Raw genomic sequence first — 13,560 nt, forward strand, 5'->3', positions numbered from 1 at the left:
GTTATCGGTTATTTGCGGTATAATTTTTCATGCACCACGGTGGTATCCGCGATGTAATCATGAATCCCTTGTTTTGTAGGTGAAAAAGCAACAACGATATATAAAATCCAAATCTTATCAATATACCGTCCCACCACTTCACGAAAAATCACTGTACTCCATGTCAGCTTGCTATCTTGCTTCACAGAAACCACTTTGAGGCCGAACACCATTTTACCAAGCGTCTGCCTGAAGTATTTAGTCATTAGTGCGAAGTAGGCAAGATACACAATAAGCGTTGTCACACTGTAGGCCGAGAAGGTAAACATGCCGGATGTTTTCGGCAGATCCAATACGGTAAAGAGGGGAGAAACGAGCAAATGGTTTAATCCCCATATCACGAGCCAATCAAGCAGGAAAGCCCAGAAACGAACCCAAAAGCCAGCATAGGCATGTGTCAGCTGCTCCGCTTCTTGCAGGCCTTTGATGTCATTGCGCTCTAACTCTTCATATGTCGCGTCCATTATTGTTCCCTCCTACTTCGCATAGAGATACATCATTCTCGGCGAACCGGATTGCGATAGAATTTCTCTCATATTCAAAAAATCAATTTCACTTTTAAACATTTTGTTCGCGCCCATGGAAAACAGTGAGCCTAATCCGAAGCTTTCCTCATAAGAAATGACAGAGGCGTTTTTCAAATCCTTGTGATCCTTTTTCATGGCCGTAATGGTATCGTCATAAAAACCAAGCTCATCAACGAGGTTCAGTTTTTTCGCCTGCCGTCCGTCATACACGCGGCCGTCCGCAATTTTCTTTACCTCTGCTTTCGGCATGCTGCGCCCTTTTGAAATGACATCAACAAAGCCTTCATACGAATTATCAACCATCGATTGCATGATGTTTTTTTCTTCTTTCGTCATCTCACGGGAAGGAGACATAATGTCCTTATGGGCCCCGCTCTTAATCGTTTCAAAAGAAATGCCAAGCTTATCGGCAAGCTTTGAATAATTGACGCTTTCCATAATGACGCCGAGTGACCCGGTCAGGGTTTCCGGTGTCGCAAAAATCTTATCAGCCGCTGTTGAGATGTAATAGCCTCCTGATGCTGCCATCGAACCCATTGACACGTAAATCGGTTTTTTCGTTTCTTTCTTGATTTCATCCAGTTTCTTATGTATTTCAGCACTTTCATACACTCCGCCACCCGGAGAATTCACCTTCAGAACGATACCTTTGACCGTCTTGTCATCTTTTGCGCGCTCAAGGTTTTTTAAGAACGTTCTGTGGTTATATCCGTCTGCACCAAGCAGACTGCTTGAGTCCCCATTATCCTGAATGGTGCCGCTGACCTCTAATACGGCAATTTTACTTGAGAGACTGCCGTTTTCCAGCGTCTTTTCCTGCGATTCATCCGTCAGTGATGTGAGATCCGTTTGAGCGCCTTTGACGCTTTCAAAGAAACTCATAGAGATGCTGACGATAATAGACACGCCGAAAATCCCCAGAGCAATCACTAATGCAATCCATCTTTTTGCATTCATTTTTTCTCCTCCTTTTTCCTAAACTCTCTCATTATACGATTCAATATGAAAAATGTTTCACTTCATGAGAAAGCTCCGGCTTAACGGGCTGCCGGCAAACGTGGTACACTTATGGCCAAAGGTATTTTATCACAAATACTGGATGGCAGAAAAACTTAAATATGACAGCAAAGGGGAAATGGGATATGACCGATCAACGCCGTAATGTTTATTTTTTTCACAAACAGGATCAGGAAACGAACGAACAAGCCCGCTCGTTAACACAATTGGCGGAAGAGCATGGATTTACCGTTGTGAACCAGCAATCAGACGCCAATATTATCGCTAGCATTGGCGGGGACGGCACATTTTTGCAGGCAGTCAGAAAGACGAATTTTCGTGACGACTGCTTGTACGTCGGCATTACCAAAAAGGGGAAAGCTCATTTATATTGCGACTTTCATAGTGATGAGCGAGAAAAAATGGTCGATGCAATGACGTTTGAACAAATTGAAGTGAGAAAATACCCGCTGATTGAAGTGACAGTGGATCAAGCCAGTCCTTTTCACTGCTTAAACGAGGTATCCATCCGCTCAAGCATCATTAAAACCTTTGTGATGGACGTGCTGATTGACGATCTGCACTTTGAAACGTTTAGAGGTGACGGAATGATTATCTCAACGCCTACAGGGAGCACCGCCTATAACAAGTCTGTTGCAGGAGCGGTTGTTGATCCATTGCTTCCATGCATGCAGGTATCTGAGCTTGCATCCCTTAACAATAACACCTACCGGACACTCGGCTCGCCATTTGTCCTCAGCTCTGACCGAAAGCTGACCCTTCGTGTGGTGCAGGACGGAAATGAGCACCCGATTATCGGTTTGGACAATGAAGCACTCAGCACGAGAAATGTGAAAACGATCGAAATCAAACTGTCTAATAAGAAAATCAAAACAGTCAAACTAAAGGACAATTCATTTTGGGAAAAAGTGAAGCGTACTTTTTTATAGAAAATAAAAGGACAGGCTAATGCCTGTCCTTTTATGATTTCTCATATACAATCTGGCCGTTAATCACGGTTTTTTTAATATCTAAAAGATGAAGCTGTGCGGGGTCAATGGCAAACGGATCACCACTGAGAACTGTAAAATCCGCATCATAGCCTTCCGCAATTTTTCCGCGTGACTTCTCTTTATAAATGATACCGGCGCTACCTTCTGTATAAAGCTTTATCGCTTCATATACAGGTAAACATTCACTTTCATTATAGCTTGGCCCGTTTTGCTCATGACTGCTTTTCCGGAGGACCGCGGACTGGATCCCTAGAAGCGGATCAACAGGCTCAATCGGGGCGTCTGAACCGCCCGCGCATAAAATGCCTTTAGATATGAGGGTTTTCCAGGCAAATGCAGTCTTCATCCGGTCTTTTCCGAGACGGTCAATGACCCACGGAAAGTCGCTTGCAACGAAATGCGGCTGAAGATCAAGTGCGATCGGCATGCGTGCTGCTCTCTCGATTAATTCGTTATCAAGCACTTGGGCATGAATAAGCCGATCATGCCGGCCGTTTTTGGGCGGATGCTTTTCAATTGCGTTCAGCACTTTTTCAAAAGCAAGATCTCCGATTGCATGAACAGCAACCTCCATCCCTTTTTCTCTCGCTTTGCGAATGAGCCGGCCAAGGGTTTCGTCATCGTGAACCTGAACACCATTTGTTGATGGATCATCCTGATATGGTTCTTTCAATAAAGCCGTTCTCCCGCCAAGCGCCCCGTCCGCAAAGATTTTCATCGCACCGAACTCCACATAAGGGCCGGACGGCTTCTCCAGCTGCTCCCATCGATCGACCGCTTCATGATGAACGAGCAAATGGCAGCGAAACGGATACTTTCCGCCAGCGGCAGCTTTCTCATAAGCTTTCAACGGCACCGAAACATCACCATAATAGGACAAGTCTTCCGAATGACCGCCCGTCAGGCCTTTTGTCCAGCAATCCTTTATTGCAGCCGTTAATGCCTCATCAACATAGTGCTGGGAGACTGGCGGGACAGCCTTCAGAATCAAATCCTGCGCCTTATCAAACAGGAGTCCGGACGGCTCTCCATTTGCATCTTTTACGATGACTCCGCCGTCAGGGTCAGGAGTATTTCTTGAAATTCCCGCTGCTTGAAGAGCCGCAGAATTGACAGCTATTGCATGCCGGCATATACGCTTGAGCAAGACGGGCCTGTCAGGAAACAGGCGATCAAGATCATGCTTAGTCAAGTAGTCAGGTGTCTCAAACTGATTTTCATTCCAGCCCTCTCCAATGAGCCAATCGTTTTTAGGAAGCTGCCGCTCTCTTTCCTTCGCAGCCTGTAAAATTGCATCTTTCGACGTCAGTGCGGACAGATCGAGCTGAAGCTGTTTCTCACCGTGGCCGATCAAATGTAGGTGGCTGTCAACAAAACCGGGGAACATCACTGCACCGTTCAGGCTGATTTCTTCTGTTTCCGGTGACCCGTACTTTTCCTTCAAACGTTCATAGCTGCCGGTGCCTTTTATAACACCATCCTCAACATAAACTGCCTCAGTCCGATCGCCTTCTTCGAGCATCGTATAAATGAAACCGCCGTGCCATATCGCCTTCATTCACGTTCACTCTCTTTCTTTACGCCTTTTTATTGGCTTTGAGCTGTTCTTCACGTTTTCTTAATTCCACTCGTCTGATTTTTGCAGAAGCCGTTTTAGGCAGGCTTTCCACAAATTCAATTTCTCTAGGATATTTGTATGGAGCGGTAATCGTCTTCACATGGTTTTGCAGCATTTTGACAAGCTCATCACTGCGTTTTTCATGATTTTGCAGGACAACATATGCCTTTACAATGGAGCCTCTGATTTCATCAGGGCTCGCGACAACAGCACATTCTTTTACTTCTGGGTGCTTAACAAGCGCGTCTTCCACCTCGAAAGGCCCGATCGTATAGCCGGAGCTGATAATAATATCGTCATTTCGGCTTTCAAACCAGAAGTAACCTTCCTCATCTTTTCTTGCTCTGTCTCCCGTTAGGAAATAATCGCCGCGAATTTGTGTTTTCATTCTTTCCGGATCTTTAAAATACTCTTTAAAGAGCGCAGGCGTACTGAGGTGAACAGCGATATCGCCAACCTCACCAGGTTTGCAGATTTCACCGTCTTCATTTATGATCTCCACCTGATTTCCCGGTGTCGGTTTTCCCATGCTTCCCGGTTTAATAGGCGTATCTTTCAAAACACCAATCAAAAGCGTGCTTTCTGTTTGGCCATATCCGTCCCGTACCTTAATGCCAAAGTGCTTTTGGAAAACATCAATGACTTCACGATTGAGCGGCTCACCTGCGGAAACAGCGCTGTGCAGGGCAGAAAGATCAAAACGGTCCAAGCCTTCAACCTTCGCCATTAAGCGGTATTCTGTCGGCGTGCAGCAGAAAACATTGATTTTGTAGCGATTTAAAAGCTCTAGATATTTTTCTGCTTTGAATCTGCCGTGGTACACAAAACCGGTTGCTCCGCTGCCAAGCACCGCTAAAAACGGACTCCATACCCACTTTTGCCAGCCAGGGGCAGCAGTTGCCCAGACGATATCCTTTTCAGAAATATCAAGCCAAGCGCCGGCAGAAGTTTTTAAATGAGCAAATGCCCATCCATGTGTATGTACAACACCTTTCGGCTGACCTGTTGTCCCGGATGTATAAGATAAGAAAGCCATATCATCTCTTGTTGTGTCAGCTGTTTTAAATTGGCTTCCGTCCGCTTCAATTGATAAGAGGTTTTTCCAGCCGGCATCATTTTCACCAATAGACAGTGTAATCAGTTTGTCAGTCGTACTGACATCCCGGAAAGCGCCAATAAATTCTGAGTAGACGATAGCGCCTTTTACCTCTGCATGTTCAATCCGGTATTCAAGATCTTTCGCGCGAAGCATTTCGGAGCACGGAATGACAACCATTCCTGATTTCAGGATAGCCAAATAAACAGCATAGGCTTCAAGCACCCGCGGTACCATTACAATCAGCTTGTCTCCCTTTTTAAATCCAAGATCAGCTAAGGCCGCTCCGATTTTATTTGTTTCTTCCATCAGCTTTTCATACGACCAAGATTCTTGCTTGCCCGACTCGTCCTCCCAAAGAAGAGCGGTTTTTTGTCCAGCAGCACTGAACTTTTCCATTTCATTCACTAAATTATATTGCACAGGGGCAATTAAATCTTCACGTTTTAACACGAACAACTCCTCACTTTCTCCACCCATTATACATAAATACAGGCTCTTTCCGTAAGGATATGCCTAAAAGCAACCTCTGTAAACATAGATTTTATAGGCCGCTGGTCCTTTTTTATATGTAAAAAATGAAAAAGAGTGGGGATACCCCCACTCCTAAGCCATTATGTGAAATTGTAAATTAGAATTGTCCTCCGCCCATGTTTTGTTGAGCAAAAGATACAAGACGTTTTGTGATCTCTCCTCCAACAGAACCGTTAGCGCGAGAAGTTGTGTCTGCTCCAAGGTTTACACCGAATTCAGAAGCGATTTCTAATTTCATTTGGTCGATCGCTTGAGCAGCTCCTGGTACTAAAAGGTTGTTGCTGTTACCTGAGTTATTGTTAGCCATGTGTCTCACCTCCTTGTGAGTATAGAATGTGTCAAAACACATGGCTTCATTCAGAAAAACTTTGGTAATTGTATACAGGAGCTGAAAATTGATTTAAAAGAGTTCAGCGAATTTATCGTTAGCTTCTTGTTCGCTATACAGGGTCATTGTCTCAATGTTATCTACCGCTTCTTGAATATACGGCTCGAAATCAACAAAGCTTTCAAAGTGTTCAATTTTCTCTTTTTTAGGGCGTGTTTTCGGGCTTGGCGGTGTAAAGATCGTGCAACAGTCTTCAAACGGCTGAATGCTTGTCTCATATGTGCCAATTTCCCGTGATTTTTCGATGATTTCTGTTTTGTCCATGGCGATTAGCGGACGCAAAATCGGTGTTGACGTCACCGCATTAATTGCATACATGCTTTCAAGCGTTTGGCTCGCTACCTGACCGAGGCTTTCTCCCGTAATAATGGCAAGCCCGTTTCTCTTTTCTCTGATTCTGTCGGCTATCTGAAGCATGAGGCGGCGGGTTGCCGTCATTGTGTAATTTTCAGGAATTTGTTTTTGGATGAGCTCTTGCGTTTTTGTAAATGGAACAATATGAAGTGTCATGCTTCCCCCAAAACGGGACAGACATTTCGCCAGATCCATTACCTTTTGCTTTGCGCGCTCGCTTGTGTATGGCGGGCTGAAGAAATGAACAGCTTCTACCGACAATCCCCGTTTCATCGCATAAAAACCGGCCACAGGGCTGTCAAAACCGCCAGAAAGCATCAGCATCGCTTTTCCTGCTGAACCAACTGGCAGCCCGCCTGCACCTTTTTCATCACGAATTGTCAAAAATGTTGCTTCTTCCCTGATTTCGATTCTGAGCGGGATGTCTGGGTTGCGAACATCGACCGTCAATCCTTCTGTATTTCGCAAAATATGGCCGCCGATTTCAGCGTTCATCTGGTTTGTATCTAATTCAAATTGCTTATACGCTCTCTTTGTCGCGACTTTAAACGTATCACCTGGTTTATACTGATCTTTGATAGCCTTTAGTGCGGTTGCCTTAATATCATCAAGGCGGCTGTCACATTTAATTGCCAGGCTGAAGCTTTGAATCCCAAACACTTGCTTTAAATGAGGAAAAAGAGCCTCAGGATCCTCTCCATTTAATGTAATCGTCATACGATCCCTGTTGGAAAAGTATTTTAAATTCGGATAGTCTTTCAAAACGAGTCTGATGTTTTGTTTTAAGCGCTCAATAAAGCTTTTTCTGTTTTTGCCTTTGGTCGAAATTTCCCCAAAACGAATTAATATATGATCGTAATTCATGTTCTACCTCATCATTTTCCTTAATTTTTTGATGCCAGGACGAAGCGCATTCATAAACGGTTCTGCCACATCGCTTGTCTGGCTGTAATTTAAACTGATTCTGATGCTGCTTCCGGCAATCTGCTCTCCTTTGCCCATCTCTAAGAGAACCTTGCTGGGCTTATGTTCTTTTGCCGAGCAAGCCGACGTTGTGGAGACGAAAATATCCTGTTCCTCAAGCATGTGTAAAAGCACTTCCGCTTTAATCCCCGGTACAGAGAAATTAATAATGTGCGGCGCGCTATTCATTTGAGGCGTGTTGATAACGACGCCCTCAATTTCACTCAGCCTTTTCATAAACAATTCCTTTGCGGCAGTCATCGTGTCAAGCCGTGTGTCAAAATCAGCAGAGGCAAGATTAATGGCCTTGGCAAGCGAAACCGCTCCAGCAGTATGTTCTGTTCCGGCCCGTATGCCTTTTTGCTGAGAGCCTCCCGTTATGAGCGGAATAAGGCGTGTTCCTTCTTTTACAATAAGTGCGCCTGTCCCCTTTAGGCCGTGAAATTTATGCCCCGAAATTGAACATAGATCAATGCCGGCCTTTTCAATTGCCAAGGGCACTTTATAGATGCCCTGCACATAATCGACGTGAAACAAAATGTTCGAGTGCTCTTTCAGCACATCTCCTGCCGCTTCAATCGGCTGCACGGAACCGACTTCATTGTTCACATGCATCATGCTGACAAGCACGGTATCGGGACGGATGGCTGCTTTTAGTTCTTCAATAGAAACAAATCCGTCTTCATTCACAGAAAGATAAGTGATATCAAACCCGAACAACTCTTTCAGCTGTTCTAACGATTCCGTAACAGATGGATGTTCAATAGAAGTGGCAATGATATGTTTGCCTGTTTTTATCTTTGACAAAGCCGCTCCTTTTAAAGCCGCATTATTGGCTTCTGTGGCGCCTGACGTAAATACAATATCATATTTTTTTAGGCCTAAGGACCTTTTGATTTGATTTTTGGCTGCTTGAAGCAGCTGTTCCGTTTCGGCTCCATATCGGTGCAAAGATGAAGGATTGCCAAAGTATCGGCTGCTTGTCTGTTCATACACGTTCAAGACTTCATCGTAAGGCTTCGTCGTTGAACTATTATCTAAATATATCATCTTTTTTACTCCTTTATGAAAGCGGTACAAGGTATGATATTTATGTTACCATAACAAAATTTAATAGAAAATTACGAAAAACTAGTATTGACTTCTAATTTTTTTACCATATAATAAGATTTGTTCGTTTCGTCATATTATCTGACAATTAATTGACAGAATATTTTAACATAATTATTAGGAGGATTTTTTTCATGAAACACTCACTGCCTGTCAAAGATACCATTATTATTGGTTTCATGCTATTTGCGTTATTCTTTGGAGCAGGAAATATGATTTATCCGCCGGAACTTGGACAAGCAGCCGGACACAACGTCTGGAAGGCCATCGGCGGATTTTTACTGACAGGGGTAGGCCTGCCGCTTCTCGGCATTATCGCCATCGCATTAACTGGTAAGGACGCTAAAGGCCTTGCTGACAAAGCGCACCCTGTTTTCGGCACAATCTTTACTGTCGTGCTTTATTTATCAATCGGACCATTATTCGCCATCCCGAGAACAGGAACTGTTTCATATGAAATTGGCGCTGTTCCGTTTTTGACTGGCGTACCAGAAAGACTTTCTTTATTAATATTTACACTTATCTTTTTCGGCGTTACGTACTATTTAGCGTTAAACCCATCCAAGGTTGTCGATCGAGTCGGAAAAATTCTGACTCCCATCAAATTCACAATTATTTTAATCATTGTTCTCAAAGCCATCTTCACGCCGATGGGCGGATTGGGCGCCGTGACAGAAGCATATAAAGGAACACCGGTTTTTAAAGGATTTTTAGAAGGCTATAAAACAATGGACGCACTTGCTTCAATTGTATTTGGCGTTGTCGTTGTAAATGCTGTAAAAAGCAAAGGCGTTACACAGTCTAAAGCTCTTGCTGCAGCCTGCATTAAAGCAGGTGTGATTGCCGCTTTAGGGCTGACTTTCATTTATGTATCCCTTGCTTATTTAGGAGCAACAAGCACAAATGCCATCGGTCCTGTTGGTGAAGGAGCTAAAATTTTATCTGCGTCTTCCCATTATTTATTCGGTTCATTAGGCAACATCGTACTCGGAGCAGCGATTACAGTCGCATGTTTAACAACAAGCATCGGCCTTGTCACATCTTGCGGCCAATATTTTTCAAAACTTATTCCGGCATTATCATATAAAATTGTCGTTACGATTGTCACGTTATTCAGCTTGATCATTGCGAATTTCGGACTCGCGCAAATTATCGCGTTTTCTGTTCCTATTTTATCAGCTATCTATCCACTTGCCATTGTCATTATCGTTCTTTCCTTCATCGATAAGATCTTTAAAGAAAGACGCGAAGTGTACATCGCTTGCTTGATCGGTACAGGACTTTTCAGTATTTTAGACGGTATCAAAGCAGCCGGTTTTTCACTTGGATCTTTAGATGTGTTTCTAAATGCGAATCTTCCTCTTTACAGCCTCGGCATCGGCTGGGTGCTTCCAGGAATCGTCGGAGCGGTTATCGGCTATGTGCTTACCTTATTCATCGGACCATCCAAACAGCTTAATGAAATAAGTTAATGTCACAGAACGCCTGCGTTATTGCGCAGGCGTTTTGCAATGAAAAAAAGAGCCTGCTCATTACACTGCGGGCTCTTTTTCATAGTCGTGATTATCTAAGCGGATATGTCTGCTTTGATTTTTTCAACTGCACCTGGCGCAGCCTTTTCTACAGCGGCAGCTGCAATTTCATAAGAGTCGTCATAATCAAAAGCATAAAAACGTCTTTCCGCTTCTTTCAGCTGTTCAGATAAAATATGATTCTGGCTTCTGAACCGGTTTCCGAACTGAATGATTTTTTCAATGAGGATGACCTGCTCGACAAGTTCCTCTGATTCCCGGCTTGCCCTGTTGACGATTTCTTCTGCTTGTTTCAAATGGGCTCCGGCTTCTTCCATATTTAATGGAAGTTCGTTTAGTTGATTGACTGTTTCTTGAATATGATGATGCGCGTTCTCCAGCATCTCTTGAATATGGCTCGGAATGCCTGGAATGTTGCTAGTCTTCAGCAGTCTAGCTGTCTCAGAAATTGTTTTTTTCAAATTGCTGAGCGTCTCCCTCGCCTGAAGCTCTTCTTTTCTCAGCGCTTGCAGATTTTCACGATACTCGGCATGCTCTTTTTTCACTTCTTCAATTTGCTTCTCTATTGAAGCAACTTCTTCCACTAAAAGTGAGTAAGCGACATGCTCTGCATCGAGCTTATCTTTAACGGATGATAGCAGCTTCCCAATTTCATCAAGGCGCTTTTCAAAAGCCTGCTGTTTGCCGAGCTCACCGGCTGTCAGCCTGTAGCTTTCCTTCACCAGCTCAGTTTCCGCTTTCGTATGCTCTTTCTCTTCTTTAAGCTTGTCGTAAGCAATAATCAATTCAGGCATTTTGCTTAGTACGGATTGACCGGCTTCAACTTCGCCCTCCAGCTGCTGATAAACAGATTGAATATTTTCGTCAATGAGCTGCAGGATTGCGGACGCTTCATCAATATCCAGTTCAGTCATCAGGACATGTTCCGCTCGTTTCAGCTGGTTTGACAGATTTTCTAATTCCTTATCAAGCTGGATATGCTCAAGCTTGTACCCTTTTTCTTTCATTTCGCCATAGCCATCCTTGAGCTTTGCAATCTGTCCGGGCACCGTCTGTTTACAGTCAGCTAACAGCTTCGGCACATCATCTATGTATGACTGAAGCCGTTCAAGATTGCGGTCCTGCTCAAGCAGTACTTTTCGTGCAGTAATATAGTTTCCGCCTTCTGTTTCTTCTTCAAATTGTTTGATGCCGCTCCAAATTTCGTCCAGATCCTTTTCAAGGCTGTCATAAAGCTCCCCGTAAAGGTGGCTGTAAGCCAGCAGGTTTTTTCGAGATTTCGAATAGCGCTCCCTCACCTGTTCAATCTCTTCACGGCTCTTTTCCTCACTTGTGACAAGATCGCTGATTTCCCGAAGAATCTTTTCAATGCTTGATTCAGCCGCTGTCAGCAGGTCGTCGATATGAACGAGCACTTGATTGGCCTTTTTAAACCGGTATTTGTCTGCATTTTCCTCGGCATCATAAAGGAGCTCTTCAACTTTCGGCATGTGGGCTGTGACAATCTCATCCCATTCTTCACGCCACTTCTCAAAGAACTCTTCTGTCTGACCCGTCATTTTTAAATGTTTTATTTTAGACATTTCTTCCACGATCGACCGATTCAGAATTTCAATCTTCCACGATTCCAGCCGGTCGATTTCGGCGTAGATTTTTTTCCTGAAAAAGTAGCCTGCCGCAAACAGCGCAAGCAGTACAATTAATAATCCAATGACAAACTCCATAATGAGCCCCCTTGCTGTTTACCTTAATCTGTCAGGGTGTTTTATTTATTCAGAAAGATTTCAGGATATGTATTGAGAAAAACTGTCGTTTTCATTGTTATTATGATACCATGTAACAAACATTTTTTGACCAGAAATCAAAAACTTTTTGTGCAAAATCGGCAGGATTTGACTATTTTTTCATGGGGTGACATCAATGCAAAAGCGAGACGGACATATTCACACACCATTTTGCCCTCACGGCTCCAATGACACACTCAGACAATATGCAGAAGAAGCCTTAAAAAAAGGGTTCGAATCGATTACTTTTACCGAACACGCCCCATTGCCGCCATCTTTTACCGATCCCACGCCGCTGAAAGACAGCGCGATGGCGCAAGCTTCTTTGGAACGCTATATTCATGAAATTTCCGGATTAAAAAAAGAATATCGCGGACAGCTTAGCATACGGACAGGGCTTGAAGTCGATTATATCGCTGAATTTGAAGACGAAATTACATTATTCCTAGACACATACGGGCCATATTTAGATGACAGCATCTTATCCGTTCATTTTTTGCGCACAGACTCTTCCTATCTATGCCTTGATTATGACGAGCATACCTTCAAAGAGCTGATTTCAGCCTGCGGAAGCATTGAAGCGGTATATGAACAATATTACCGGAGTATCTATTCTTCCATTGTAGCATCTCTCGGCGTTTATAAGCCAAAAAGAGTCGGTCACATCACACTCGTCCAAAAATTCATCAAGCTGTTTCCATACAGCATGTCAGAGCATATTCGCGGCCTCGTTTCTCTGTGCCTGAATGCCATTGAAGAAAACGGAATGGAGCTCGACTTCAATACTTCCGGCTTAAGAAAAACTTACGCTGGCGGTATTTATATCGAGGATTGGATGCTGAATGAAGCGAAGCAAAAGAAGATCCCGCTTGTGTTTGGGTCTGATGCCCATCAAGCGGGAGATGTCGGATATGCGTATGAGGCGTTTTTGGAACGGTGCTAGTTGGTGAGCGCCACGTCTCCTGTCCGGAAGACGCTTCTGATCCAAATCTTGATTTCTTCAAAATACATTTTATAAAAATACGGCTCGTGCGGCTGCATGTAGAGTACTTCTGAAATATATTGAGGCTGGAGATAGGGCATCATCAAGAGAGATTTTAATTGGAGAATAAAATGAGGCAGCGGCAGCGTTAAATATTCACGCTGTTTTTCTCCTTCCTCAATGATCAGCTGGAAGATGTACTTTTCCTTCATTAGATATGTCGACATAATTTCCCTGATTAATGTGGAGTCAATTGTGACTTCCCGGTAGACAAAACGAGTTAATTGACGATGATTATGCTGATAGGATAAAATATCGAAAACCAATTGAAGAAGCTGTTCCTGCGTGCTTTGAGAAGAGATATTGCTTGCCGCTGTTTCAAGCGTTTTGCTGTAGCCCTCGTAAAACTCTGAAACTAAGTGTTCCATCAAGCCTCCTTTGCCTTTAAAATAGTAGGAGATGTGCGCAACATTTACATCAGCTGACTTTGCGATTTCACGGACAGATGTGCCAGAAAATCCTTTTTGGTTAAAAAGCATGACAGCAGATTCAATAATTTTGTCTTTGGTGCTTACTTTCATACGGCTCACTCCTTCCTCTTGATACTATTCAAGCAGAAAGCCG

The 13,560-nt window shown here is 43.7% G+C and carries 12 protein-coding genes; 3 read left to right on the forward strand and 9 right to left on the reverse strand.

The window, feature by feature from the left end:
• Window positions 1-8: 8 nt before the first annotated feature.
• Together MHB62_RS15170 and sppA are read right to left on the reverse strand one after the other, a co-directional pair.
• Window positions 9-503: an RDD family protein gene (locus MHB62_RS15170; protein WP_029726408.1), complete on the reverse strand. Its 495-nt coding sequence runs from the start codon at window positions 501-503 to the stop codon at window positions 9-11.
• A gap of 12 nt (window positions 504-515) precedes the next feature.
• On the reverse strand, window positions 516-1,523 hold the full coding sequence (gene sppA, locus MHB62_RS15175; RefSeq protein ID WP_029726409.1) for a signal peptide peptidase SppA: 1,008 nt from the start codon (window positions 1,521-1,523) through the stop codon (window positions 516-518).
• Window positions 1,524-1,708: 185 nt separating this feature from the next.
• On the opposite strand from sppA, the gene MHB62_RS15180 reads away from it, so the two are divergent.
• The gene (locus tag MHB62_RS15180) at window positions 1,709-2,512 is read left to right on the forward strand and encodes an NAD kinase (protein ID WP_015714517.1); all 804 of its coding nucleotides are present in this window, start codon (window positions 1,709-1,711) and stop codon (window positions 2,510-2,512) included.
• Between the two features lie 31 nt (window positions 2,513-2,543).
• On the opposite strand, the gene MHB62_RS15185 is transcribed toward MHB62_RS15180, so the two are convergent.
• The 5 genes from MHB62_RS15185 to MHB62_RS15205 form a co-directional block, all read right to left on the reverse strand.
• A complete protein-coding gene (locus MHB62_RS15185; protein ID WP_032722345.1) occupies window positions 2,544-4,133 on the reverse strand; it encodes an amidohydrolase in 1,590 nt (529 codons plus the stop codon).
• A gap of 19 nt (window positions 4,134-4,152) precedes the next feature.
• Window positions 4,153-5,742, reverse strand: coding sequence for an acyl-CoA synthetase MbcS (gene mbcS, locus MHB62_RS15190; protein WP_032722346.1), 1,590 nt, complete (start codon window positions 5,740-5,742; stop codon window positions 4,153-4,155).
• A 178-nt stretch (window positions 5,743-5,920) separates the two neighbouring features.
• Complete coding sequence (gene sspA, locus MHB62_RS15195; RefSeq protein ID WP_003223491.1) at window positions 5,921-6,130, reverse strand: alpha type acid-soluble spore protein SspA; 210 nt, start codon at window positions 6,128-6,130, stop codon at window positions 5,921-5,923.
• A gap of 93 nt (window positions 6,131-6,223) precedes the next feature.
• Complete coding sequence (thiI, locus tag MHB62_RS15200) at window positions 6,224-7,429, reverse strand: tRNA uracil 4-sulfurtransferase ThiI (RefSeq protein ID WP_003229326.1); 1,206 nt, start codon at window positions 7,427-7,429, stop codon at window positions 6,224-6,226.
• 3 nt (window positions 7,430-7,432) lie between these two features.
• Window positions 7,433-8,578 (reverse strand): cysteine desulfurase family protein, encoded by a 1,146-nt coding sequence (locus MHB62_RS15205; RefSeq protein WP_032722347.1) that lies wholly within the window; start codon window positions 8,576-8,578, stop codon window positions 7,433-7,435.
• A 194-nt stretch (window positions 8,579-8,772) separates the two neighbouring features.
• On the opposite strand from MHB62_RS15205, the gene brnQ reads away from it, so the two are divergent.
• A complete protein-coding gene (gene brnQ / locus MHB62_RS15210) occupies window positions 8,773-10,110 on the forward strand; it encodes a branched-chain amino acid transport system II carrier protein (protein WP_003229322.1) in 1,338 nt (445 codons plus the stop codon).
• Window positions 10,111-10,205: 95 nt separating this feature from the next.
• Here the strand turns inward: brnQ and ezrA are convergent, their stop codons facing one another.
• Window positions 10,206-11,894 carry a septation ring formation regulator EzrA gene (ezrA, locus tag MHB62_RS15215; protein WP_014480561.1) on the reverse strand — a complete coding sequence of 563 codons (1,689 nt, stop codon included), beginning with the start codon at window positions 11,892-11,894 and terminating at the stop codon, window positions 10,206-10,208.
• 196 nt (window positions 11,895-12,090) lie between these two features.
• On the opposite strand from ezrA, the gene hisJ reads away from it, so the two are divergent.
• Window positions 12,091-12,897: a histidinol-phosphatase HisJ gene (gene hisJ, locus MHB62_RS15220; RefSeq protein ID WP_003229318.1), complete on the forward strand. Its 807-nt coding sequence runs from the start codon at window positions 12,091-12,093 to the stop codon at window positions 12,895-12,897.
• Here the strand turns inward: hisJ and refZ are convergent.
• Window positions 12,894-13,517 (reverse strand): transcriptional regulator RefZ, encoded by a 624-nt coding sequence (gene refZ / locus MHB62_RS15225; protein WP_014477663.1) that lies wholly within the window; start codon window positions 13,515-13,517, stop codon window positions 12,894-12,896. The two genes, hisJ and refZ, sit on opposite strands and share 4 nt — an antisense overlap.
• Window positions 13,518-13,560: the final 43 nt, after the last annotated feature.

Source organism: Bacillus sp. FSL K6-0255, assembly GCF_045040725.1.
GTDB lineage: Bacteria > Bacillota > Bacilli > Bacillales > Bacillaceae > Bacillus > Bacillus subtilis.